Origin of the sequence: Arthrobacter sp. AQ5-05 (assembly GCF_003287975.1) — a bacterium.
GTDB lineage: Bacteria > Actinomycetota > Actinomycetes > Actinomycetales > Micrococcaceae > Paeniglutamicibacter.
In genome coordinates this window covers 111,856-135,282 of sequence record NZ_QMKQ01000002.1, presented here as the reverse complement: position 1 = coordinate 135,282, position 23,427 = coordinate 111,856, and the positions used below count along the sequence as shown (strand labels likewise).

The window sequence follows — 23,427 nt, the reverse complement described above, 5'->3', positions numbered from 1 at the left end:
GGGTCAGCGTCGGTCATCAGGCGCGGTGGGTTCCGGTCCATGCCGGGTCGCGAAGCGCGAGAGGTCAAGGCGGTTGGAGGTGCCGGTCTTGCGCAGCATGTTTGAGATGTGCGAGCTGACGGTCTTTTCGCTGATGACCAGGGACCGGGCGATTTCCCCATAGGTGCGCCCGGCCACGACGTAGCCGAGGATCTCCCGTTCGCGCGCCGTGAGGCCCGGCAGCTCGATGGATCCGTCGGGTGCCTGCCCGATGCTTGGCTGGTGGGTGGCGATCCTGGCCCGGGCGGCGATTTCCAGCAGCGAGTCCTGGATGGGACGTGCATGAAGTTCGTTGGCCAGGACGAGCCCGCGGCGAAGGTACGAAGTGGCGGGCCCGTGGCCGGAATGGCCGTGAAGCAGCAGCACCTGCACCGCCCGCCGGCAGCAGTAGGCTTCCTCCCAGCGCAGGGATCCCCCCTGGCAGGCTTCGGCAGCGGCGATCCACTGCGCAGCGTTCCCGGCGTCGGAGCGGGCCCTGCCGGTCTCCGCGCGGTAGAGCCACTCGAAGGCGGCTACCTGCGCCGCATAGAACGGGGTGTCGTTGCCCGATTCCCGCAGCACGGAGGGGAATCGTTCCACCAGCTCGTCGGTGGACGCAAGCATGTCCGCGGTGTCGGCGCCCTCGTCCCGGGCGCCCTGAAGCATGTCCGCCAGGGCGCGGGCCGCAAGCGGCAGCAGCCACTCGCACATGGTCGGAGGCTGGCCCTCCTTGCCGGCCCCGGCCATGGCAGCGAGGTAGGCCGCCGAAGGGTCGCCGTCGGCCAGGAGCACCTCCGCGCGGACCGCGTCGAAGTCGAGGTTGTTGTACCCGGACTTGTGTGCGAACAGTTCCTCGGCACGGGCCAGATGCGCCTTGGCCTCGTCCTGGCTGCCCTGCAGGGCAGCCAGCCGGGCGGCGGTCAGGCGGGCGGCAACATCGCCCAGCGGGCCCGGGTCCGCGCCCAGTGCCACGCGCAGGGCCTGCCTGCATTCGCGCCAGCGGCCGATGGACAGGTAGCTGCTGGCCTCGTCCGCAGCCATCTTGGAGAGATACACGTGCGGGGAGCCGAGCATGGCCATCTGCTGCCTGCCCGAGCGCATCAGGTCGGCAAACACCTGGCTGGTCCAGGCCTCGGTCGCGTTGGCCTGCCAGGTCGTCGCGTGGAGAAGGGCCCAGAAATCCCGGGCCCGCGCGGCGGCCGCGGCACCCTGGGCGGCCAGCAGGCGTGCCTCGCCGGGGCGTTCCCCGAGCAGCGCAGCCATGGAGTTGGCCGTCAGTGCGTAGGACAGGGCCCGGGGGTTTCCCGCCTTCCGGGCCAGCTCCAGCGCCGTAGCGGCCATTCGGCGCGCGTCGGGATCGTCCTTCCACAGGCCCACATGGGCGAGCTCGGCCAGGGCATAGGCATATTGCCAGCTCTCGGGGGAAACCTCAGCCAGTCGGACGGCCTGGAGCAGCGCATCGGCCGAGAGGAATTCGAGCCCCGAGGAAAAACGCACCAGCGTGCGGCGCACCAGCATCTCTGCGACGTCCAGTGGCCGCCGGGCCGGGTCAAGCTCCGCCAACAGGGCGTCCAAGGCATCGAGTTCATCCTCCATGGCCCCGGCCGCCTCGGCAACGGTGCGCAACCGATGCAACAGTTCCTCGCGGCTTTCATCGACCTGCGGCAGCTGTCCGTGCAGGGCCAGCGCCCGATGCAACAGGCGCAGGATCTCGTTTGACCCGCCGGCCGATCCCGCGGCCGCGACGGCCCGCAGCGTCCAGCGGTAGGACTCGCCGACGTTCCCTGCATCGTAGTGGTGCTGGGCAAGGGCCGCCATGAATTCGAAGTCCGGGGTGGTTCCCTGGGCCAGCAGTCGCGCCCCGTAGGCGGCGAACAGCGCGTGCCAGTCCCGGCGCTGCCCGCTTTCCATTCCCTGTTCCAGGACCTCGGAGATCATCGGATGGTGGAACCACCAGTGCGTCCCGTCCGGCCAGCATTCGGTGATCCCGGCCTCCGTCGTCTCCCGCAGGATGGCCGCGGCGTCGTGCTGGGTCCCGGCCTGCTGCGACAGGCCGGCCAGGTCCTGGGCTCGGATGGGACGACCGCCCACGGCCATGAGCTGGGTCAGCTGCCGCGCGCCGTCGGACATGCCGCGCCAGGACCGCAGTACGGCCGACTTGAGGTCCTCGGGCAGCGTCCGGGGCAGGTGCCTGGTCTCGGGGCGCAGGCCGCTGACCATGAGCCGGTTGAGGTAGGCGTTTCCGGCGGTGCGTGAAAAAACCTCTTGCACCAGCGACTGGTGCGGGGCGGATCCCATGGCCTGGGCAATCTGGGCTCCGGTCGAGGTGCGGTCCAGCGGCTCCAGCGCCACCCAGGAGATCCGGGGCATGCGCCGGATGTCGGCCAGCCAGCGCTGCAGAGGATGCAGTTCCCCCAGCTCGCCGCTGCGTAGGGTCGCCAGGATGGCCAGGCGGCGGTCCGCGGGCCCGGCGATGAGGTACATCAGCGCATCCAAGGTGCCCTGGTCCGCCCATTGCAGGTCATCGACGACCAGCGCCACGGGCCGTAACAGGCACAGCTGGGTCAACCAGTCATCGATCGCGACAATCACGTCGTTGGCCGCCCATCCTCCGGGCCCAAGGCCGGGGGTCGGGATCCCCTCGAGAACCGGGGCCCTGCGGATGGCCGAGCGCAGTGGCAGGAACGGGACGGTGATGGAGGCCAGCGGCAGTGCGGCCCCTGCCAGGATCCACATCTCGGAGGAGACCGCCGCGCAGGCGTGCTGCACGAGCGCGGTCTTCCCGACACCGGGGTCTCCGGAGACCACCAGGATGCAGGCGGCACCGGATATCGCCGCCTCCAAGGACGCGCCGATGTCATCGAGCTCCGTCGCCCTCCCCACGAGTTCCGGGCCCGTCACCCCAAGTTCCAGTGCCACAAATCCAGTTTGTCACCATCGGGCCCCGCGGGAGCCGTAATCTCAGGGGTTTGGCCGGTTTTTTGAGGGGCCGTTCCCGATGCCCCCGAAGCGGCCAACGAGCACGATTGAGGTATCGGAATCACTGCACACGAAAGGCAAGCTCCATGAATTCCGCACGCAAGACAACACGGTTCGCCGGCCTGGTCTTTGCCTCGCTGGCAGTGGCCCTCGCCGCTTCCTCCCCGGCATTTGCCCGGCTGGATCCCGGAGGACCAATCGTCGATGAGCAAACCACGGTCAGCACTGTCACCACGGATACCTCGACGTGTTCGCTGACAAGGATTGGAACGCAACTGGTCCGCTGCGACAGCCTGACCGGGGCCGGCGTCGAGGCCCCGACCTGGGTCCCTGAACGCTAGGCATCTACGACACCGGTTTGCCGGTCGGGCTTCGGCCCGGCCGGCAAACCCCTGCCGGCTCCAAGACCCGCGGATGGCCGCCGGGATAATGCCGCCCGTGGCCAGGCTAGGGTCGGCCGGTCCTCGTTGTCGGGTCATTGCGCTGTCGGGTGGCCAGTTGGGATAGATCCAGGCGGTTCGCGGTGCCCGTTTTGCGCAACATGTTTGAGACGTGCGTGCTGACGGTCTTCTCACTGATGACCAAGGTCCGGGCGATCTCCGCGTAAGTCAGACCGGAGACGACAAAGCCAAGGAGCTCCCGTTCGCGCGGGGTGAGACCGGGCAATTCGACCATGCCACCGGCAGAGGCCCCTGGGGCCGGGCGAAGTATGGCGATTCTGGCCTGGGCGGCAATTTGCATCAGCGATGCCTGGATCGGACGGGCCTGGAGTTGCTCGGCAAGTTCGAGGCCGCGGCGAAGAATCTCGGTGGCCGGCCCGCGTTGGCTGTTGGCGTGCAACAGCATCGCTTGCACGGCCCGCCAGCAGCAATAGGCTTCCTCCCAGCGGAGGGTTGCATCCCGGCATGCATCCGCCGCCGCCACCCATTGCCGACCGTTCTCGGAGGAGGAGCGGGCACGGCCGACCTCGGCCCGAAAAAGCCCATTGAGGGCTTGCATCTGCGTTTTGAACAGCTCGGTGTCGAATTCTTCCTGAAGCACGCGGGGAAAAAGTTGCAGGAGATCGTCGACGAACGCGAGCAGATCTGCGGTGGGGCTTCCCTCATCGCGTGCACGTTCGATGCGATCCGCCAGCGCACGGGCAGCCAGTGGAACGCTTGCTTCGGTCATGTACTCGGCCGGGAGTTCGGCTTTGGCGTAGCGCATGATGGTCGTGTATGCAGCCTCGGGGTTTCCGGCAGCCAGATAGACCTCGGCACGGATGTCGTCGAATTTATGATTCATGAACTTGGACGCTTGTGCGGACAATTCCTCGGCTCGGGCAAGGTGCGCTTCGGCCTCGCTTTGTTTGCCCTGCCGGACCGCCAGCTGGGCGGCCGTCAATCGAGCCAAGACATCACCCATGGCGCCGGGGTCCGAACCAAGGGCCACGCGAAGTGCCAAGGCGCAATCCGTCCAACGACCGATGGCCAAGTAGGCGCCTGCCTCAAAACCGGCCAGCGTGGCGAGGTAAACATGCGGTGATCCCTTGTTTGCCATGATGCCCCTGCCGGCGCGCATGAAATCGGCATAGGTCTGGCTGGCAAATGATTCCGTGACGTTTGCCTGCCACACGATGGCAGAAAACATCGCCATGAAATCTCGCGTCCGTGTCGCGGCTTCGACCCCCAGCGCCGCCGCTTCGCGACCTCGGGTCAAATTTCCACTATTCAAAGAGGCCATGGCATTGGCAACATAGGCATAGGACAACGCGCGGGGGTTGCCCGCACGCCGGGCAGCGCGCAAGGCCTCCGATGCGTGGACTTGCCCGTCGGGTTCCTCCCTCCATAATTCTGCAACAGCGAGTTCGGCAAGCGCCAAGGCGTATTGCCAACTCTGTTTATTCGCACTGGCAAGCTGCACTGCGCGGCTCATCCGGCTGATCGAGAGAAACTCCTGTCCGGTGGTAAACCTCAGCTGGGCCTGCCTCACCATCAGTTCGGAGGCCTCAAGCGGTCGATCAACGGCGGTGATCTCCGAAATCAAGGCCTCCACCGCCTCCAATTCATCCTCCATGGCACCGGTGTCTGCTGCCGCGGCGCGCATCCTGTTGAGCAGCCATTCACGTTCTTCCTTCTCATGGCCAAGAATGTCCTGCAACTCCAGCGCGCGGCGGAGCAGCGGCAACTTTCCAACGGTTCCGCTGGCCTCGTTGGTCGCGGTGGCGGCACGCAACGTCCACCGATAGGCCTCGGCGAAGTTTCCGGCGGCATCATGGTGGTGGGCCAGTGCCGCCAGCGACCCGAAACGAGCGGTGACCCCTTCGCCTAGCCGTCTTTCCTCGTGCGCGGCGAAAACCGCGTGCCAACGTCGCCGTCTCCCCTCATCAAGCCCCTGTTCCAGGGCTTCGGCGATGAGCGGATGGTGGAACCACCACAGTGCGCCGCCGGCGTCGCATTCCGCAATTCCTGCGTCCGCCGCCTCACGCAAGAAGGCCAAAACGTTACACCGGGGCCCGGATTGCTGCATAAATTCGTCCAGGTCCTCCGCCCGCTGGGGGCGACCGCCAACGGCCATCAGCTCGGTGAGTTCGCGCGCCTCCGGAGTCAGGCTGTGCCAGGACCGCAGGACCGCTGTCCGCAGGTCCACAGGCAGCTGCGCCGGCAAATGGCGGGTGTCGGCGCGCAGCCCGCCAACCATGAGCCGGTTCAGGTAGGGGTTCCCTGCGGTGTGGGAAAAGACCTCCCGAATCAATGACTGGTGCGGTGCGGAACCCAACACCTGGGCCAGCTGGGCTCCCGTCGCCCGATAGTCCAGTGGCCCCAGCTCCAGCCAGGAAACGCGGGGCATGCGTCGGATGTCCGCCAGCCAGCGCTGCAGCGGATGTCCTTCGCCGACTTCCACGTTGCGCAGGGTGGCGAGGATAGACAGGCGCCTGTCACCAGGCCCCGCTATCAGGTACATCAGTGCATCGAGGGTACTTGGATCGGCCCAGTGCAGGTCATCAACCACCAGCACCACGGGTCGGGCCCGGCTGATCTCCGTCAGCCAGTCGTCAAGGGCCACGATGGACTCATCTGGCGTCTGGCCGCTGGTTCCGAACACGGGGTGGGGGATTCCCCCCACCGGGGGAGAACCCCGGATGACGGTGCGCAAGGGAAGGAAAGGGACGCTGATCGAGGCCAATGGCAGGCACCCGCCGAAAAGAATCGAAGCCGCGGAATCCGCATTCGAGCAGGCCCGATTGATCAGTGTCGTTTTTCCGACACCGGGGTCTCCCGAGACCACCAATGTGACGGCCGTTCCGGCATGGGCACCGCGCAGGACGGCATCTATTTCACCCAGTTCAGTAGCCCGTCCGACGAGTTCCGGGCTGGTCCATTCACGATCGGGGGCCATGCGATCCAGTCTCGCAGCTTGCACCTCCATAGGCGAGAGTGCCCGGTATCTCAGGTATTTGCGTCGTCTTCTGGGTGCTCATTCCCGATGCAGGAACACGGTGTCCGAGAGCAGTGTTGAAGTATCGAATTCAGGAAATATGGAAGGTGGCATCATGTTTTTTCCACACAAGGCGTCGGGTCTCACCGGATTGGCCGCAGGCACACTGTTCTTGGCGGGTCTGGGTCCGCTCTCCGCGATGGCAACGGAAGACCCGGGAGCGACCGTGATGACGATCCAAGAGACAACCAGTTACTTTTGCGTGTTGCCGGGGGTCGAGGGGCAAGTGGTTCGTTGTGTCTGTCCCGCCGGGGATGGGGCAGGTACCCCGCCGTGGCTGCGAAAGCCTGAACAGGGCCCGGCCCATTTCCCGGTCCTTCCTGGCCACGGGGGAAAGACCCTGTTGTCCCGGAAATGACTTGGTCCTTTTGGCGGGCCGTGGCCGACGTTCTCAGCCGCGGACCGCCAAAATTGTGTGATGGGGGAATTCAATACCAAGGTGGTCCGGCGGTTTCGCCCCGGAGGCTTCCCGGGGGCGCCCCCGCACTGATCGGGAGCCGCTCGGTGGGATCCGGGTGCAGGGACGGGCATGGCTCGAAAGACTTTCAGCCAAGCTTCAAGCGAAAGCGGGGCGGCGGGGAAACGATTGCATCGATGTCAATCGTTGACGCGGAGCCGAAACCGAATCCCCGTGGCGGGGTCGAGTCGTTGGGGGCGTCCGCGCCGGTGTGGCTGCGGGCCGGGGACTCCTCTCCTGACCGGATTGAATTCAGGGGCAATATCGGTATGGGCAAGTAAGACGCAGTATTCTGAATCCAGGTGCAATATTCTGCACCTGGGGCTTGCAGCCGTTCATTCGGCGACAGGACCAGCCGCATGCGCCTTCAGAACCCGTTGCCTGTCATCACTCCAACACTCGAAGCCGGGATCCTGCTTGTCTTGGCGAGAGCAGAAGCACCACTTACTGTGCCCAGGATCCGAGGGCTCATGCCGGATGCCGGATGCTTGAACGGATTGCGCCAGGGGATTGCCAGGCTTGTGCAGCAGGGAATCGTTCTGGAAGAGCGTCACGGCAACGCATTCGTGTACGTGTTGAACCGGGATCATTTGAGTGCAGGGCCTACTCATGGAAATGGCTCAGACGAAGCGGCGACTTTTATTGGGCATGCAACAACTGATCCGGCCTTGGGATGTCCAACCATTGGCCGTGACGATGTTCGGGTCCGCTGCGCGCGGCGAGATGACACTCGACAGCGACATTGACGTGCTTGTGGTCCTTCCCGACGACGTCGGAGATGTTCCGGCAAACGCAGATTTGAACGACTTCTCCGCTGCCGTATCGAAATGAACCGGAAACGATACCCGGCTGCTGGTGTGACGGGATTCGGAAATCACACCTGACCCCGTTTTCGATTCCATCGTGCGTGACGGCATCCACATTGCAGGTGAGCGGGCATCGCCTGAGCACAGGCCGGGTCGCTCGAAGCTGGCCTCGTGAAAACCGTTCCCGCCGAGGCGGGGGTTCGTCGAGGACGCGTGGCGAAAGCGGTCCAATTTCGCAAAGTGGTAACGGATGCACTGGAACTGGCCGATGAGGCCCGGGACGCACCGGACGCTGTTCTCACGCCGTGCGTCCATGCGGGCATCGCGGCCTGCGACGCCATCTGCGCCTTCCCACTGGGAACGCATGCAAAGCGGGAGGACCAGCGCAACGCCGTGAAGTTGCTGGCCGCGGTCGATGGCGAAGCCGCACCACATCTGGGGAGACTGCTGAGTAGGAAAACCAGAGCCGGCTACGGGCATGACACCGACTCCTGCGACAACCTCCAGCGGGCCCGGCGAAGAATGAACCTCCTGCTCGATGCGGCAATCCGGCAGACCTGGGTCCGCCTTCGCAAGGCGGCGGCAGGGTGCCGGGCATCATGCGCCGGGACCGGGGCGGAAACTCGGACTTCACGGGGCAAACACGTTAGGCTTGGCGAGTATGTTTTCGCCCAACGGACCGCAACCAGCGGCCTCGTGAACCATTGGAGTTGTTATGGCGCCTCAGTCCAAGCTCGATCAAGTCATCTCCCTCGCCAAACGGCGCGGCTTCGTCTTCCAGGCCGGTGAAATCTACGGTGGCTCCCGCTCGGCATGGGACTACGGACCCCTGGGCACCGAGCTCAAGGAAAACATCAAGCGCGAATGGTGGCAGACCTTCGTCCGCGGGCGCGAGGACATGGTGGGACTTGACTCCTCCATCATCCTGCCCAAGGCCGTCTGGGAAGCTTCCGGCCATGTTGCAACGTTCACCGACCCGCTGGTCGAGTGCACCTCCTGCCACAAGCGCCACCGCGCGGACCACCTCCTGGAGGCCTTCGAGGCCAAGAAGAAGCGCAAGCCGGTCGACGGCATGAGCGAAATCCCCTGCCCGGACTGCGGCACCAAGGGCCAGTTCACCGAACCGCAGATGTTCTCCGGGCTGATGAAGACCTTCCTGGGCCCGGTCGACACGGCCGCCGGCATGGCCTACATGCGTCCGGAAACCGCCCAGGGCATCTTCGTGAACTTCAACAACGTGCTCACCGCGTCCCGCAAGAAGCCGCCGTTCGGCATCGGCCAGATCGGCAAGGCCTTCCGCAACGAGATCACCCCCGGCAACTTCATCTTCCGCACCCGCGAGTTCGAGCAGATGGAAATCGAGTTCTTCACCGCACCCGAGGACGCCCCGGCGTTCTTCGACAAGTGGGTCGAGGACTGCTGGGCCTGGTTCCTGGATTTGGGCATCAACGAGGAAAACCTGCGCCGCTTCGACGTCCCGGACGGCGAGCGTGCCCACTACTCCGAGGCCACCATCGACTTCGAGTACCGCTTCGGCTTCCAGGGTTCGGAGTGGGGCGAGCTCATGGGTGTCGCCAACCGCACCGACTACGACCTGTCTTCCCACTCCAAGGCCTCGGGCACCGAGCTGTCCTACTTCAACCAGGCCACCGGAGAGCGTTTCACCCCGTACGTGATCGAGCCGTCCTTTGGCCTGACCCGTTCGATGATGGCGTTCCTGGTCGACGCCTACGTCGAGGACGAGGCCCCGAACGCCAAGGGCGGGGTGGACAAGCGCACCGTGCTCAAGCTCGATCCGCGCCTGGCCCCGGTCAAGGCCGCGGTGCTTCCGCTTTCGCGCAACGAGGACCTGTCCCCGAAGGCCAAGGCGCTTGCCGCCGAGCTGCGCAAGTCCTGGAACATCGACTTCGACGACGCAGGCGCCATTGGCCGCCGCTACCGCCGCCAGGATGAGATCGGCACGCCTTTCTGCATCACCGTGGACTTCGACACCCTCGAGGACCAGGCCGTGACCATCCGCGACCGCGACACCATGGCCCAGGAACGCGTGGCACTGGACAAGGTGCGCACCTACCTGTCCGAGCGCCTCAACGGAGCCTAGGAACATGTCGACACTCGAGTACCGGCCCTGGACGGACGGGGACGACCTGGCGTTGCTGGAGATCTTCGGCGACCCGGCCTCCCCGCACGCCCACCAGGACCGCACGATGTTCCGCAAGGACTCGAATGCGCCGTTCAGCCGCGCGCTGGTGGCCACCGACCAGGGCATCGCGGTCGCCGCCGGGGTGGTGTTCGCCTCGACCCTGCATCCGCAGCGGCTGTGGCTGTATGTGGAAGTGGCACGGGAGCACCGCCGCACCGGCGTGGGCACGGAGCTGGTGGCGCGCCTTCGCGCGTTGGTCCCTGCCGGGCAAAGCACCGAGCTGAAGGCCCGCTACACCGTGACAGCAGGAACCGATGCTGCTACGGCGGCGGGGTTCTGCGCGTCGCTGGGCATGAAACAGATCCAGGTGGCCCGCGACGTGGTTGTCGAGCCCGGTGGCCTGGCGCTGCCGCTCTTCGACGACGACGGGCTGACCCTGGAGGACATCGGAACCGGCAGCGTCGAGCTGACAAAGCTGGTCATCGAGTTCTACAACTCGATCCACAAGTGGGATCCGGCGAACATGACCCTGGGCAGCGCGCAGAAGATGTTGCTCGATGACGCCACCGGTGCCCAGGGAGTGATCGTGTTCCGCGACAAGCCCAAGGCCCGCGGCGGGAAGATCCTGTCCTTTGCCATCAGCTACACCCCGGCGCGCGCCGATGCGCCCGCCGACGTGCTGCTGGGCTGGAACCCGGAACTGGGCCAGGACGAATCGGCCGAGCCGATCCGCGGGATGCTGGCCATGCTGGCGCACCAGTACCCGGTGAAGCTGGAGGTGGACGGCTCGATGGTCGTGCTCTCCTCGCTCATCGACGTGCTGGTCGCGGCCAAGCACGCCACGGTCACCGCCACCACGTACATCGTGGCGACCGCGTAGTTCTTGGCTGCAACGCCGATGGCGTCGGGTCGACCTTCCGTGGAAGGCAGGCCCGACGCCATCGTTGTTTGCGGGCGTTGTTGTTGTGCGGGGACGGACCGCGATACGGGAAGGGGCCCTTGCCCCCGGGAACGAATCCCGGGGGCAAGGGCCCCAACCGACCGGTGGCGAACGCCTACTTGCAGGTGAACTTGGCGTCGGCCCAGTCCGCGTGGTCGTTGCCGTTGCCGTCCCCGGCAACGTCTGCCACCAGGTCGACGTACTCGGCGCCGGTGATGTCGGCACTCAGCGCGTGGGTAGCACTGGTTGCCCGCATCACCGGGGAAGCAGCGACGGACTTGCCGTCGGCCAGCACGGTGAAGCCGACCGAGCCCAGGGTCTTCTGGACGTCGTCGATGCCGACCTGCGCCGTGAAGGAGGAGCACTTGCCGCCCGTGAAGTAGCGCACGGTGCTGGGTGCGTGCGCACCCAGGCCCTTGGGGTAGACGACGCCGTTCAGGGTGATGGCAGGCCCGTCGCCCTCGCCGTTTTCGCCGTTGGCCTTGTCCTTCTCCACCGGGCCCCAGCCGTTGTCGGCGCTGACCCACTGGTGGTCGCTGGCGTAGACGGTGCCCGCGGGAGGTGCCGGCAGCGTGTAGACGGCCACGTCGTCGGAGACCGTGCGCGTACCCACCGGGTCCGCGGTGGTGAAGTAGGACGCGGTGGTGCCCACCGTGTAATCTCCGTCCGCGGATGCCGGGGGCACCACGGCCCACGTGGTTTCCAGCTTCGCACCCGGGGCCAGCGTGGCGGCTGTGTTCGCGGTCTTGGCCGTGGCCCTCCAGCCTTCGGGTAGCTCGAGGGCTACCTCGAGGTCCTTGATGTCGGCGGGCTCGTCGCTGGTGAACGTGGTGGTGAAGGTGTTCTCCTGGTCCTGCTTGATCACGTCGCCCTCCAGCGCGACGTCAACCTGCCCGCAGGCGGGAATGCTTGCCGCTGCACCGAGGTCCTCGACCAGCAGGTTGTCCAGCGAGAAGTCGGCCAGTTCCGAACTGCCAACGCGTTCGAGTCCCACCCAGGTGTCGCCGCATCCGCCGGCCACGACGGTGTCGGTGAAGCGGGCGGTTTCCAGCTGGCGCGGCAGCGCCTTGGTTTGGGTCTTGACGGTGCCATTGGCCGAGGCGTAGCCGCCAACCCAGTTGTATTCGCCCGCCAAGGCGTTCTGGTAGTCGAAGCCGACCCGGTACTCGTGGCCCGGTGTCATCGGGACGGTGTAGTTGCTGGTCCGGTAGACCAGCCCCGGGCCGCCGCCCGGGCCCTTGTTCTCCGCATGGGATTTCAGCGACCACTTGCCGTCGATGACGTCGTCGGTTGCCTTGGAGTTCCAGCCGGACTGCGTATACGGCGCGTTGAGTTCGGCGAGGTGGGTGCGGGGATCCGTGGACCCGCCGGCATTGCCCTTCACGAAGGGGCCCCACCCCTGGTCGATGTCCTCGAAGTCCTCCGAGATGACGCCGGAGGTGGGGACCTTTGCGGTGGCCACGACGCGCACGTCGTCGATGCGGACCTTGGCCGTTCCGTCGCTGACGGAGATCCGCAGCTCCGGGGAGCCCGATTCCTTCACCTCGACCAGTACGCGCAAGCGCTGGAAGTTGGTGCCGTGCTTCTCGTCGGCGGCGACGTAGTTGGTGGCCCGTGAGCTGTGGATGGTGTTGGACACGGATGCGGTGCCCTGGCCCTGCACGGACAGCGTCGTTTCCCGGGACTTGCCCTTTTCCACCTCGACCCAGGCGCCGACCGAGTAGGTTCCCGGTTCCAGTTTGCCCAGCTTCTGCGAGATCGCGGAGGTTCCTTCGCCCAGGACCGCGTAGCTGTGGCCCTTGTCGTTGCGTTCGACGGTGGCCGAGCCGGCCGGGTTCCAGGATTCCAGGGTGCCGGAATTGAAGCCGGGGTCGGTGACGCCGGTTCCCTGGCCGAAGTCCGCCTGCTGCGGCAGCGCGGGACGGGCGTCGTGCGCGAGCACGTAGGGCTGCCCGGCCTCGGCCCTCAGCGTGATCTTGCCCTTGCTGGCCTTGGGCTGGTCGACCAGTTCGCGGCCGGTGTCGGTGAGCTTGTAGAGCTTGTACCCGCCGTTTTGGCGAAAGCGCTCCGGCAGCGTCCAGGTGCTGGTGCCTCCCTTGGCGCTGTAGTGGTACAGCTTGGTGGGTTCGTCGCCGCTGGCGTCGAAGGTGCCGTCCGCTGCCCAGGGCAACAGGTAGCTGTCCCCGCGCAGCACCTCGGCGCCCGAATCGGTGATGACCCGGTCCCCGGCCGAGGTCCCGGTGACGGAGACGCCGCCGGTGAGGTCGATCCGTTCCTTCTCCCAATTGACGATTTCCTGCTGCTGCAGGAACTTCGCCGGCAGGTTCTTCTTCCAGATGTTCTGGTAGAAGGCGTTGTAGTCGTTCTGCCCTGTCCAGCCTTCCCACTCGACGATGTTGGCGTTGCCCAGCAACGGGTGCGGGTTCCAGGTGTCCTTCTGCGAGTTGAGCGCAAATCGGATGATGTCCGAGTTGACGCCCTTGTTGTTGGATCCGCCGTACTTCTCGTCAGTGGCCCAGTGGGACCACGTGTTGTTCCGGTCCAGCGAGTGGGCCCACTCGGAGCTGACCCGGAAGCCGTTCTTGACCAGTTCCTTCTGCAGGCGCTCGGCCAGCCAGCCATATTGGTAGTAGACATCGACGTAGACCATGTCCAGGTTCTCGCTGGTCTGTTCGCGGAATTTCTTCACGCGCTCGGCCAGGTTGCCGGTGAGGATGTCCTTGCGCTGGTTGATGTAGTACGACTGGTCCAGCCAGCTCCAGCCCTTGGCCTTCGGGTCGACCAGGTCGTCGGAGAAGAACTTGGATTCCGGGTAGGCCTCGGTCTGGTTGATGTGGACGCCGTAGGAGGCGTTCCATTTCTTGCTGGCCTCCAGGAGCTGGTTCAGGTCCCCAAGTCCGCCGGCGCGGGTGTTGTAGTTGTCGGCGAAGTCGGTGTTTGCCGAGTCGTGCCCCTCGTTGCCGAACCCCTTGAGGATGGCCGACTGGCCGAGACCGTCGGTGGCCAGCGCGATGCGCTTGGTGTCATCCAGTGTGCGCAGGAACGGGTGCGTTGCCTGGGAGGCGAAGTTGAACGGGATGCGCTGGACGACCTTGTCCTTGACGTCTTCGCCCTTGTGCGGGAGCACCGCGATGTCGCGCAGCGCGATGGCGGCGTCCTGCCAGTCGACCGTCCCATCGGCGTTGGCGTCGGCGGTGATCTTCACCTTGGACCAGGGCAGCTCCTCGATCTCGTTGGATTCCTTGGCGCGGTAGAGCCAGTCGCCGCTGGAGATGCCCACGCGCACGTGCTCGCCGTCCTTCACGGCCTGGCGCTGGAAGCGGCCCTGGGACCGGTATCCGGAACCGGAGGAGGTGTCGTACAGGGAATTGGATTCCAGCGCCGCGGCGAGTTTATCGGTGTTTGCCAGGGCGAAGGCCGATTCCTGGGGCTTGGTGTCCAGGGGCGTGGAGTCGGAGACCCGGGTGAAGGTGTCACCGCTCTTGGCGCGGTCCACCGAGAGGTTGGCCGTGGAGACCTGGGCGCCGGGGTTGGTCGAGGACACGCTGACCAGGTTGTTTCCGGGGATGCCCAGCGTGCGGATCTTGGTGGAGTCGCCGTCGGTGATCTCCGTGACGCGGAACGTCATCACGGAGTCCTCGACGCTGATTCGGGCCTTGATCACGGCGCCCGGGATTTCCGGAACGGTGATCCGGTAGTCCATGGCCGATTCGCCGGCTGGCTTCGAAGTCACCTCGACCTTGCGGGTCTCGCCGTTGATCGTGATCGCATCGATGGGCTTGGTGGCTCCGTCGAGGGTCGCGGAGGTGGAGGCCTCGGTGTACTTGAGCACCTGCGGGAAGTCGCGGGAGACCGTGACCTGGAGTGCTTGCGAGGAAATGGTGCTTGCCGACGCGTCGGTGGCCTCGGGTACTGCCGCGGCCCCGGTGATCCCCAGCGGGACCAGCGCGGCGGCCGCGATGGCGCCGACGGCACTTAGACCGACGGCTCTACGAATCTTGCCTGGTGAACTTCGCATCTTGCTCCTCATCAGTTGCGAACGGCCCCAGCCCACACGACGTCCCCACCCAACGTGTTGCCAAACCGCACAGCATGTTATGGATAACAACCATAGTGTGTCACGGTTCACATGCGATGGTAAAGCATTTCTGAAAATCAACGTTTCTCAACGGCTTCATGATTCGACGTCGATTTGTGATCCATATCATCGAATTGGTCCCGGGGTGCGAGTGGTTGGGGTCGGGCCGCGTTCGCGCCCAGCGGCAGGAACGGCGGAGGGTGGGTGCTCCCGGCAGGGGGAAGCGCCCGTTCGGTTTTGGTGCCGGGTGCTGGCGCGGGGACTGCCTGGCCTCCTGGCGGAGGCGTGGATTGGGAGTAGGTGACCGGATCCGCCTGCCTTGCTCGGCCCGGGCCTCGCTCCCGGTGCCATGCCCTTTCTTGGCCAAGGGGCGCCAATGGGCCCCTCGCATTCTGGTGTCAACGTATTGACACAAGATGTCGGTGGTGCTTGGAGTGTTGCACCGATACAAGTTGGGGAAGGTGGATTCGTGAACGCGTCAACGGCGTCCGGCGGTTCTCCCCGCGCAACCGACACCGGAAGCCCTGGTCGCCGGATCGATCATCGTGGACCCGGTGCACCCGTCGGGTCCCGCCGAACAGGTCCGTTGCCAGCTCGCCGCACTGATCCACGGAGGTGTGCTGCCGGCCAATGCCAGGCTGCCCACCGTGCGCCAGCTCGCCGGGGACCTGCGCCTGGCCTCCGGCACGGTGGCCAAGGCCTACCGGGAACTGCGAGCCGCGGGGCTGGTCCGCACCGGCCGGCCCGCCGGAACCCGGGTCAATCCGGGCCGGGGCCTGGCCGAACCGGCGGCGCGATGCTCACCGTCGCCGGCGACGTGCGCGTGGCCGGGGAGAACGCCGAATTCTTCCACCGCGACACGATGCCCAGTGGCGTCCACAGCTACGTCGCCGGGCTGCTGTTCACTGCCTTGGCCATCCTGGTGCTGGTGCTGGTGCTGGTGCTGGCACTTGCCGCGGCCATTGAGCTGGACGCGGCGCGAAGGCTTGCCGTGGCGGTCGCCCTGGACGAGGAGCGGCAGGGCGCGGGCCCGGATTTCCGGTAGAAGCCCAACGGCATGGGGGAAAGCTAGTTCTTCCAGCCGATTTCACGGGCGATGTTCGCGATCTCCGTCATCACGTGCGCGTTGTAGTCCACACCGAGCTGGTTCGGCAGCGCGAAGAGGACGTAGTCGGCCTCGCCGATCGCCTCGTCCGCCATGAACTGCTGTGCGACTTCCTCGGGGGAACCCGAATAGGTGGGTCCCGAGCGGGCCACCGAGCCGTCCAGGATCCCCACCGAGTCCCCGCGTTCGCGGCGCCCGAAGTAGATCTCGTCCTTGTCGGTGGTGACCGGGAACGCGCTGCGGGTCACCGCGGTCATCCCCCCGGTGGTGTGCCCGCTGGCGGCATATGCAGCCTTGTACCGGCGAAGCTGGTCGGCCTGCAGCACGTGGAAGGGCCGCCCGTCGTCCTCCAGCAGCAGCGTGGAGGAGAGCAGGTTCATGCCGACTTCGCCGGTCCACAGCCCCGAGCCGATGGTCGCCGCTCCCCACCAGATCCTGTTTTCCAGGCCCGGGGAGATCGGGTTGATCGGCAGCAGCTCGTCATGGTCGTGGTGGTGCCCGCCGGGTTCCGGATGGGCGATGCCCGCCCCTGAGATCGCCTTGCGGAACAGGGCGGTGCGTTCGCGGGTCTCGTTGGCCCAGCTGTTGCCCGGCTCCAGGTGGTAGCCGAACTGGTGCTGCCCGTCGCGGGCCGGCTCGGGCGACCCGCGGCTGACGCCCAGCTGCAGCCGGCCGCTGCTGATCGCATCCACGGCGCCCGCCTGCTCGGCCATGTAGAGGGGATTTTCATATCTCATGTCGATCACCCCGGTGCCGACCTCGAGCGTCGTGGTTTTCGCCGCCATGGCCGCCAACAGGGGGAACGGCGTGGAGAGCGAGTTGCCAAAGTGGTGCACCCGCATCCAGGCTCCGTCGAACCCGGACTCCTCGGCCGCGACGGCCAGGTCCACCATCTGGCGCACGGCGTCGGCGCCGGTGGGCACCGGCGAATTGCTGGAGCCGCCCGAATGGCCAAAGGTCAAGAAACCGATTTTTTTCATCTGTCCTTCCCCGCGCCGCCGCTGCGGCGGCGCATCCCTCAGGGGCAGCGGTGAAATGACCGGTGTTATTCCTTCGCGCGGTTCCCGTCCTCCTGTCGCTAGGGCACCCAGCCGAGTTGCCCCGTGCCCTTGAGCCGTATGACGGCGATCGGTATTGGTCCGGCACCATCGGCTTCGAGCGGGAGCGTCAACGGGTCGTCCCCCTCCAGGACCAGGGCATCAAGCCGCTCCAGCCGGTGGCGCCCCTCGACCAGTAGCCCCGGCCCGCCTGCCACCACGAGCATGACCTCGTGCAGGCCGCGGCACAGCTCCATGGCGTCGGCCAGGTGGTGGATTTCCACCGAGGGCACGGCCTCGGCCGGCGCCGAGCGGGCCACCACGTGCACAAGCGATCCGTCGGCCAGCGCCATGGCCCCGGTGGCCACCAGGGACTCCACCGAGGCCGGCAGCGGCGCCTCCCCGACCGGGTCCGCGGCCAGGTGCACGTCCCATTGCCAGCGTTCACGCTCGCGGGTGTCCGGGGAAGCCGCGATTTCCATGCCCCCGCCGGGCTCGCGGCGGTGCGCATTGGCGCGCAACAGCAACCTCACGGGGCAGCGACTTTCTCGGGCGCCGGGGACTGGGCCCGGAACTCGGCGGCCAGCAGCTGCTTCATCATCCTTCGGGCCTTGGCCACGCCGGCGTCCTGGGCAATCAGCACATCGGGCATGTTCGCGGGGCGAGACTCCATCTTGACCTGCTGGAGCGCCAGGGCGTCGGAGTCCTCGGTCAGTACCCCGCCCAGGCTCTCGGCCAGCAGCTCGTTCAGGGCCGTGTCACCCACGGAGAAGTCGCGGCAGAAGGCGTAGAAGTACCATGCGGTGTTCTCGGTGGCCGGGGTGATCGCATTGAGCACCCGCAGCAGGTGGCCATCCTCGCGTCTTCCACCGACCTCCACCACCCCGGCGTGGATGACATGCAGGGAGGGAAGCTGGAAGACCGTGGTGTGCCAGCGATCCGCGAGGCTGAGTCCGGTGGCCTTCTCGAACAGCGCCGAAGGGTGGCATGCAGGCATCCAGCGGTCCACCGAGACGGTGTTCCCGTCGACCTCCACGGTGATCCCGTTTTCGTACACGGCCTCGTCGCCGATGGTCGATTCATGCAGGAAGCCCTCGTGGGTCAGGTCCAAGAGGTTGTCGTGGATCAGGTCGGCACTGCATTCAAAGAGCCGCTGGTGGGTCACGCGGTCCCAGGCGGGATCGGTCATCCAGTGCGTGTCGGGCACCTCAGCGGTTTTCGCGAGGGCCGCATCTCCCATCCAGATCCACACCCACCGGTGGGACTCGACGACGGGGTATGACCTCACCACGGCGCGTTCGGGGATGCGGGCCTGGGCGGGGACCCTGACGCAGACCCCGGCGCAGTTGTACTCGAAGCCGTGGTAACCGCATTGGATGTTGTCCCCGACGATCCGGCCCTCGGACAGCGGATAGGCGCGGTGGGCGCAGCGGTCGTCCAAGGCAGCGACCGTCCCGTCGGTCTTGCGGAACAGGACCACGTCCTCGCCGAGCACGGTGCGCTTGAGCGGAACCCTGTCGATTTCCTCTGACTGGGCGATGACATACCAGGCGTTGCGTACGAACATGGGTGGATCTCCTTTATCGGTGGTTGGCGGTTTCGCGGTGGTTTGCGGGATGGGTGTGGTGCAGGGCCGAGCGCAAGAGCTCGAGCCCGGCCTCGGTGGGCACGGAGATGCGCACGGTACCCGGTGCCCCGAGAGCGGACCCGGGGCGAACCGAGACACCGTGGGTGCGCAGGCCCGCGACGAAGGCGTTTTCGTCTGGGACCGGCAGGAGAACGAAGTTCGCCTCCGATTCCACCGCGTGCAGCCCATGGCAGGCCAACAGGTCGACCAGCTGCCCGCGCAGGCGCAGCGTGTGCTCGCGCACGGCTTCCCGGTGCCCGGTGTCGGCCAGGGCTGCCAATGCGGCGGCCTGGGCCAAGGAGCCAACGGAGAAGGGGGCCCGGACCTTGCGTATCGCGGCGATGATCGCCGAATCGGCCACGAGGTAGCCGACCCGCAGGCCGGCCAGTCCGTGGATCTTGGAGAAGGTGCGCAGGACCGCGACACGGCCGCCGGCCACCAGGGGGATGGCCGTGAGCGCCTCGGGATCCGTCGTGAAGTCGATGTAGGCCTCGTCGACCACGACCAGGTGGGCCGGGCTTTCGGCGGTGAAGGTATCGATCTCTGCCCGGGACCTGGTGGTGCCGGTCGGATTGTGCGGGTTCACGATATAGGCAATGTCCGCCCGGAGAGCGGCCATTGCGGCCAGATCGTGCTTCCAATCGCGTAGGGGGACCTGGGTGATGGTGGCGTTGACCGATAGCGCGCCGATCCTGTCGATCTGGTAGGCGGGGTCGGCGCAAACGGCGTGGCCGCCTTGGGCGAGGAACGTGGTGGAGAGCAGGAATATCAGCTCGTCGGAACCATTGCCGATGAGGATCTGTTCGGGGTGCACGCCGTGCAGTCCGGCCAGTTGGCTGCGCAGCTCATCGGCCAGCGGATCGGGGTAGCGGTGCACCCCGGCCAGTGCCTTGGCAATGGAATCACCCAGCTTTGGGCTGGCGCCAAGCGGTGACTCGTTGGAGGCCATGGAACCGTCCGCGGAAGCGGATCTGGTTCCGGGCCGATAGGCCTGGATCTCGTCCAACCATGGACGGGCGGCAATGGTCATGCTCGGGCTCCTTTGGCCGGGGGGAATGCATCGTGTGACGGGGTGCGGGGTACGGGGATGTGCGGTGACCTCGCTCCCCATGGATTCGCATATACGAATCGGATACCTAGATGTGAACAAACTAGGCGCTGCGGGGGAGGGTGTCAATGGCCCGCCTCGAGGCTTTGAGATGGGGGAATTCAGCATGGGAAAGGGTGTTGACAGTGAGTTGAATCACACTTAGTGTTGTTCGACATGTAGCACACGGTTCACATATCTGAACAAGTTGGTTTTTTTCGCTCGCACCCCGGAGGACCACCCATGCACACCACCCCGAAGTCACCCAAGTACAGGATGTCTGCACTTTGCGCGCTGCCCCTCGTTGCCGGGCTCCTGCTCGCGGGATGCGCCCAGACCGAGACCCCGGCCGCCCCGGCCGCGGCGGAGGGCACAAGCAGCTCCGCACCGCTGTTCTCGCAACTTCCCGATTCGATCCAGAAGGCCGGGACCATCCAGATCGGATCGGCCATCGACTACCCGCCATTTGAGTTCTACGAGGAAAACGGCGATCTGGCCGGATTCGAGGTGGAGCTGTCCAAGGAACTGGAAAAGCATCTCGGGGTTCCGTTCACGTGGAACAACGCCGGCTTTGACACCCTGCTGCCGGCCCTGACCACCAAGCGCTACGACGTGATCTTCGGGGCCGTGAATGACACCAAGGAGCGCGAGGAGAGCTTCGACATGGTCTCCTACCTGCAGTCGTCCCAGGGCTTTGTCGCCAAGGCGGGAACGGACACGGGCATCACCAAGGTCGAGGACCTCTGTGGCAAGGCCATCGCCGCGGTGCGCGGCGGCGTACAGCCGCAATACCTGGAGGAGCGCTCCAAGGTCTGCGTGAAGGAGGGCATGGCGGCCATCGATGTGCTGACCTTCGACGGCAATGCGCAGGAACAGCTGGCCGTAAAGCAGGGGCGCGCGGCGGCCATGCTGGAAAACTATCCAACCGCTGCGTTCTTCGCCACGAACTCCGAGGGGTCCCTCGAAGTCATTGACGGGCTGCAGGTGGAGAAGCGCTTCTTCTCGATGGTCGTCAGCAAGGACCAGACACAGCTGCGCGACGCCCTGCAAAAGGCCTGGCAGGCGATCATCGATGACGGATCCTACGATGCCATCCTGGAGAAATGGGAGCTGGGCGCGATCGGCATCAAGGAATCGGTGGTCAACCCGGTGGGCGCAGGCATTGAACCGTAGCCACCGATGACACCCCGCCTGCCGGCCCACGTGAAGGAAACGGAGCACAGCGTGCTTGAGAACCAAACCCAAACTGATCCGCCCCCGGTGGCCGCACCCGCCCCGGCCAAGACATACACGGTCATCCCGCTGCGCCATCCTTGGCGATGGATCACGGCGGCGTTGGTGCTGGCGGTGCTGGGCTTCGTCGGGAAGGCCTTCCTGGCCGCCGACATCGACTACGCGGTGGTCCTCAAGTACCTGACCAGCGCCGGGATCCTGGCGGGGGTCCGCAACACCTTGGTGCTGCTGCTGGCCTCCATGGGGGTGGGGCTGGTGCTGGGTGTCCTGACTGCCGTCATGTGCCAGTCCCCGAACCCGGTGCTGCGCTGGGTCGGCGGCGGTTATGTCTGGTTGTTCCGCGGAACCCCGCTGCTGGTCCAGCTGTTGATTTGGTTCAACCTGTCCATCATCTTCGAGAACTTCTCCATCCCGGGCCTGTTCTCCATCCCGATGAACACCTTGATGACCCCGTTCGTCGCAGCCCTGCTGGGACTGGGAATCAACGAGGGGGCCTACATTTCCGAGATCGTGCGCGGCGGCATCCTCTCGGTGGACCACGGGCAACGGGAAGCGGCCTCGGCCATCGGGATGTCACGGGCCAAGACCATGCGCCGGATCGTGCTCCCGCAGGCGATGCGGGTCATCGTCCCCCCGCTGGGCAATGAGTTCATTGCCTGCCTGAAATTCACGTCGCTGGCCTACACCATTTCCTACAGCGAACTGCTGCACTCGGCGAACAAGATCTACACCGCGAACTTCAAGGTGATAGAGCTGCTGTTCACCGCAGCGCTCTGGTACATAGCGCTGACCACGGTGTTCAGTCTCTTCCAGCAATTGCTCGAAGATCGGCTGAGCCGGGGCGTGCCGGGGGCCAGGACCGGGTTCCTGGACCGGCTGCGCCGCAACCTATCCCTTAGGAGGGCCTCATGAACACCGATGTCATTGTCCGCGCCGAGCAGGTCACCAAGTCCTTCGGGGACCTGCAGGTCCTCAAGGGCATCGACCTGGAGGTCTCCCGCGGCCAGGTGCTGTGCATCATCGGCCCCTCCGGGTCGGGCAAGTCCACCTTCCTGCGTTGCATCAACCACCTGGAAAAGATCGATGGCGGTCGCCTGATCGTCAACGGATCACTGGTGGGGTATCGCGAGGTGGGCGAGAAACTCTACGAGCTGCCCGACCGGGCCGTGTGTTCGGAACGGGCCAATATCGGCATGGTCTTCCAGCATTTCAACCTGTTCGCCCACAAGACCGCCCTGGAAAACGTCATCGAAGGACCGATCCAGGTCAAGGGCACGAACAAGAAGAAGGCCATCGCACAAGGCCTGTCCCTGCTCGAGCGGGTCGGGCTGGCCCATCGCGCCCATGCGTATCCCCGGGCGATGTCCGGTGGCCAGCAACAACGCGTGGCCATTGCCCGTGCCCTGGCCATGGAGCCAAAGCTGATGCTCTTTGACGAACCGACATCCGCGCTGGACCCGGAACTCGTCGGCGAGGTGCTCGATGTCATGAGGGATCTGGCCAGGTCGGGAATGACCATGGTCGTGGTGACCCATGAGATGGGCTTTGCCCGGGAGGTTGCAGACGGCATAGTCTTCATGGACGAGGGCCGCGTTCTTGAATCGGGCTCGCCAACGCAATTGCTCGGCAGCCCCCGTGAAGAACGCACCAAGGCGTTCCTTGGCGCGGTCCTGTAGTCGGAAAATGAAAGGCAATCCATGAGTACCTCGGTTGTCCGGGCAATGAGGATCCTGGAGTTGCTCTCCGGGGCGGCCAAGCCCATGACACTGACCTCCATTGCCGAAGAGCTCTCGATCCCGAAAAGCACCACCCACTCCATCCTCAAGGCCCTCGTCGGCCGCGGGTTCCTGGGCCTCGACGAATACCAGAACTATGCGGTGGGGCTCAAGGCCTTCGAGGTCGGTGCCTCGCACCTGCGCTCAACCAATGCGGTGGAGGTGGTGATCCCGCAGCTTGTCGGACTCACACGCGACCTGGGAATAACCTCCCACTACGCCATCCTCGACGGGTCCGACGCCGTGTACCTGTGCAAGGAGGACCCTCCGGGGCTGGGCCTGAAATTGGCCAGTTCCGTGGGGGCCAGGCTGCCGGCCTACACCACGGCGGTGGGCAAGGCCGCCCTGGCCTGGTTACCGGAGGCCGATCTCGAACGGCACCTGGATGCCATCCGCGCTGCTGTTTCGCAACGCCAAACGGTGGACCGGCTGATAGGGGAACTGGGCGGCATCCGGGCCCTGGGATTCAGCAGCGACGACGGCGAGACCGCCCAGGGCGTACGCTGCGTTGCGGCGCCCGTGCGGTATCCCTCCGGGCCCCCCGGCTCCATTGGGGTCAGCTACCTGCGCGGTTCAAGCTTGCAGGACCAACAAGTGATCGACGGCGTGGTGCGTGCCGCCCGTCGGGCCAGCGAGGTCCTGGGATACCGGGACTAGAAGCCGGC

16 protein-coding genes and 1 pseudogene are annotated in these 23,427 nt (G+C 65.8%); 10 read left to right on the top strand and 7 right to left on the bottom strand.

Annotated elements, in window-relative coordinates; translation table 11 throughout:
- Positions 1–3: 3 nt before the first annotated feature.
- Positions 4–2,937 carry a helix-turn-helix transcriptional regulator gene (locus DQ353_RS03225; RefSeq protein ID WP_113761348.1) on the bottom strand — a complete coding sequence of 978 codons (2,934 nt, stop codon included), beginning with the start codon at positions 2,935–2,937 and terminating at the stop codon, positions 4–6.
- 146 nt (positions 2,938–3,083) lie between these two features.
- Here DQ353_RS03225 and DQ353_RS03220 point away from each other — a divergent pair, with 146 nt between their 5' ends.
- Positions 3,084–3,338: a hypothetical protein gene (locus DQ353_RS03220; RefSeq protein WP_113761347.1), complete on the top strand. Its 255-nt coding sequence runs from the start codon at positions 3,084–3,086 to the stop codon at positions 3,336–3,338.
- A 106-nt stretch (positions 3,339–3,444) separates the two neighbouring features.
- Here the strand turns inward: DQ353_RS03220 and DQ353_RS03215 are convergent, their stop codons facing one another.
- Positions 3,445–6,375: a helix-turn-helix transcriptional regulator gene (locus DQ353_RS03215; RefSeq protein WP_181578219.1), complete on the bottom strand. Its 2,931-nt coding sequence runs from the start codon at positions 6,373–6,375 to the stop codon at positions 3,445–3,447.
- Positions 6,376–7,540: 1,165 nt separating this feature from the next.
- Here DQ353_RS03215 and DQ353_RS22500 point away from each other — a divergent pair.
- The 3 genes from DQ353_RS22500 to DQ353_RS03200 all read left to right on the top strand — a co-directional run bounded on the left by DQ353_RS22500 (position 7,541) and on the right by DQ353_RS03200 (position 10,760).
- On the top strand, positions 7,541–7,762 hold the full coding sequence (locus DQ353_RS22500; RefSeq protein WP_220093959.1) for a nucleotidyltransferase domain-containing protein: 222 nt from the start codon (positions 7,541–7,543) through the stop codon (positions 7,760–7,762).
- A 690-nt stretch (positions 7,763–8,452) separates the two neighbouring features.
- On the top strand, positions 8,453–9,838 hold the full coding sequence (locus DQ353_RS03205; protein ID WP_113761344.1) for a glycine--tRNA ligase: 1,386 nt from the start codon (positions 8,453–8,455) through the stop codon (positions 9,836–9,838).
- 4 nt (positions 9,839–9,842) lie between these two features.
- Positions 9,843–10,760 carry a GNAT family N-acetyltransferase gene (locus DQ353_RS03200; RefSeq protein WP_113761343.1) on the top strand — a complete coding sequence of 306 codons (918 nt, stop codon included), beginning with the start codon at positions 9,843–9,845 and terminating at the stop codon, positions 10,758–10,760.
- Between the two features lie 175 nt (positions 10,761–10,935).
- On the opposite strand, the gene DQ353_RS03195 is transcribed toward DQ353_RS03200, so the two are convergent.
- Positions 10,936–14,838, bottom strand: a complete 3,903-nt coding sequence (locus DQ353_RS03195) for an endo-alpha-N-acetylgalactosaminidase family protein (protein ID WP_113761342.1) — start codon at positions 14,836–14,838, stop codon at positions 10,936–10,938.
- A 605-nt stretch (positions 14,839–15,443) separates the two neighbouring features.
- Between DQ353_RS03195 and DQ353_RS03190 the strand changes: the two are divergent.
- Together DQ353_RS03190 and DQ353_RS03185 are read left to right on the top strand one after the other, a co-directional pair.
- Positions 15,444–15,647: pseudogene (locus tag DQ353_RS03190) on the top strand (GntR family transcriptional regulator); the annotation flags it as partial.
- A 47-nt stretch (positions 15,648–15,694) separates the two neighbouring features.
- Entirely contained in the window at positions 15,695–15,943 is a 249-nt protein-coding gene (locus DQ353_RS03185) for a hypothetical protein (RefSeq protein WP_113761341.1), read from the top strand.
- A 23-nt stretch (positions 15,944–15,966) separates the two neighbouring features.
- On the opposite strand, the gene DQ353_RS03180 is transcribed toward DQ353_RS03185, so the two are convergent.
- The 4 genes from DQ353_RS03180 to DQ353_RS03165 form a co-directional block, all read right to left on the bottom strand.
- Positions 15,967–16,983: an LLM class flavin-dependent oxidoreductase gene (locus DQ353_RS03180; protein ID WP_113761340.1), complete on the bottom strand. Its 1,017-nt coding sequence runs from the start codon at positions 16,981–16,983 to the stop codon at positions 15,967–15,969.
- Positions 16,984–17,081: 98 nt separating this feature from the next.
- Entirely contained in the window at positions 17,082–17,573 is a 492-nt protein-coding gene (locus tag DQ353_RS03175) for a hypothetical protein (protein WP_146755186.1), read from the bottom strand.
- Entirely contained in the window at positions 17,570–18,607 is a 1,038-nt protein-coding gene (locus tag DQ353_RS03170; protein ID WP_113761338.1) for an aromatic ring-hydroxylating dioxygenase subunit alpha, read from the bottom strand. Before DQ353_RS03170 ends, DQ353_RS03175 begins: the two co-directional genes overlap by 4 nt.
- Before the next feature lie 13 nt (positions 18,608–18,620).
- Positions 18,621–19,697 (bottom strand): pyridoxal phosphate-dependent aminotransferase, encoded by a 1,077-nt coding sequence (locus DQ353_RS03165; RefSeq protein WP_181578218.1) that lies wholly within the window; start codon positions 19,695–19,697, stop codon positions 18,621–18,623.
- 300 nt (positions 19,698–19,997) lie between these two features.
- On the opposite strand from DQ353_RS03165, the gene DQ353_RS03160 reads away from it, so the two are divergent.
- The 4 genes from DQ353_RS03160 to DQ353_RS03145 are packed head-to-tail and all read left to right on the top strand — an operon-like array spanning position 19,998 to position 23,419.
- On the top strand, positions 19,998–20,927 hold the full coding sequence (locus DQ353_RS03160) for an ABC transporter substrate-binding protein (RefSeq protein ID WP_113761336.1): 930 nt from the start codon (positions 19,998–20,000) through the stop codon (positions 20,925–20,927).
- A 51-nt stretch (positions 20,928–20,978) separates the two neighbouring features.
- On the top strand, positions 20,979–21,899 hold the full coding sequence (locus tag DQ353_RS03155; RefSeq protein WP_220093958.1) for an amino acid ABC transporter permease: 921 nt from the start codon (positions 20,979–20,981) through the stop codon (positions 21,897–21,899).
- Entirely contained in the window at positions 21,896–22,663 is a 768-nt protein-coding gene (locus DQ353_RS03150; protein ID WP_220093957.1) for an amino acid ABC transporter ATP-binding protein, read from the top strand. The genes DQ353_RS03155 and DQ353_RS03150 overlap by 4 nt, the downstream gene beginning before the upstream one ends.
- A 21-nt stretch (positions 22,664–22,684) precedes the next feature.
- Positions 22,685–23,419, top strand: a complete 735-nt coding sequence (locus DQ353_RS03145; protein ID WP_113761334.1) for an IclR family transcriptional regulator — start codon at positions 22,685–22,687, stop codon at positions 23,417–23,419.
- The last annotated feature ends 8 nt before the right edge of the window (positions 23,420–23,427 follow it).

Bases quoted from the DNA above. Each gene is read 5' to 3' on its own strand.
- DQ353_RS03150 (WP_220093957.1), top strand. From the start codon at position 21,896: ATGAACACCGATGTCATTGTCCGCGCCGAGCAGGTCACCAAGTCCTTC.
- DQ353_RS03180 (WP_113761340.1), bottom strand. From the start codon at position 16,983: ATGAAAAAAATCGGTTTCTTGACCTTTGGCCATTCGGGCGGCTCCAGC.
- DQ353_RS03205 (WP_113761344.1), top strand. From the start codon at position 8,453: ATGGCGCCTCAGTCCAAGCTCGATCAAGTCATCTCCCTCGCCAAACGG.
- DQ353_RS03165 (WP_181578218.1), bottom strand. From the start codon at position 19,697: ATGACCATTGCCGCCCGTCCATGGTTGGACGAGATCCAGGCCTATCGG.
- DQ353_RS03220 (WP_113761347.1), top strand. From the start codon at position 3,084: ATGAATTCCGCACGCAAGACAACACGGTTCGCCGGCCTGGTCTTTGCC.
- DQ353_RS03185 (WP_113761341.1), top strand. From the start codon at position 15,695: ATGCTCACCGTCGCCGGCGACGTGCGCGTGGCCGGGGAGAACGCCGAA.
- DQ353_RS03200 (WP_113761343.1), top strand. From the start codon at position 9,843: ATGTCGACACTCGAGTACCGGCCCTGGACGGACGGGGACGACCTGGCG.
- DQ353_RS03170 (WP_113761338.1), bottom strand. From the start codon at position 18,607: ATGTTCGTACGCAACGCCTGGTATGTCATCGCCCAGTCAGAGGAAATC.
- DQ353_RS22500 (WP_220093959.1), top strand. From the start codon at position 7,541: ATGGAAATGGCTCAGACGAAGCGGCGACTTTTATTGGGCATGCAACAA.
- DQ353_RS03195 (WP_113761342.1), bottom strand. From the start codon at position 14,838: ATGCGAAGTTCACCAGGCAAGATTCGTAGAGCCGTCGGTCTAAGTGCC.
- DQ353_RS03215 (WP_181578219.1), bottom strand. From the start codon at position 6,375: ATGGCCCCCGATCGTGAATGGACCAGCCCGGAACTCGTCGGACGGGCT.
- DQ353_RS03160 (WP_113761336.1), top strand. From the start codon at position 19,998: ATGCACACCACCCCGAAGTCACCCAAGTACAGGATGTCTGCACTTTGC.
- DQ353_RS03145 (WP_113761334.1), top strand. From the start codon at position 22,685: ATGAGTACCTCGGTTGTCCGGGCAATGAGGATCCTGGAGTTGCTCTCC.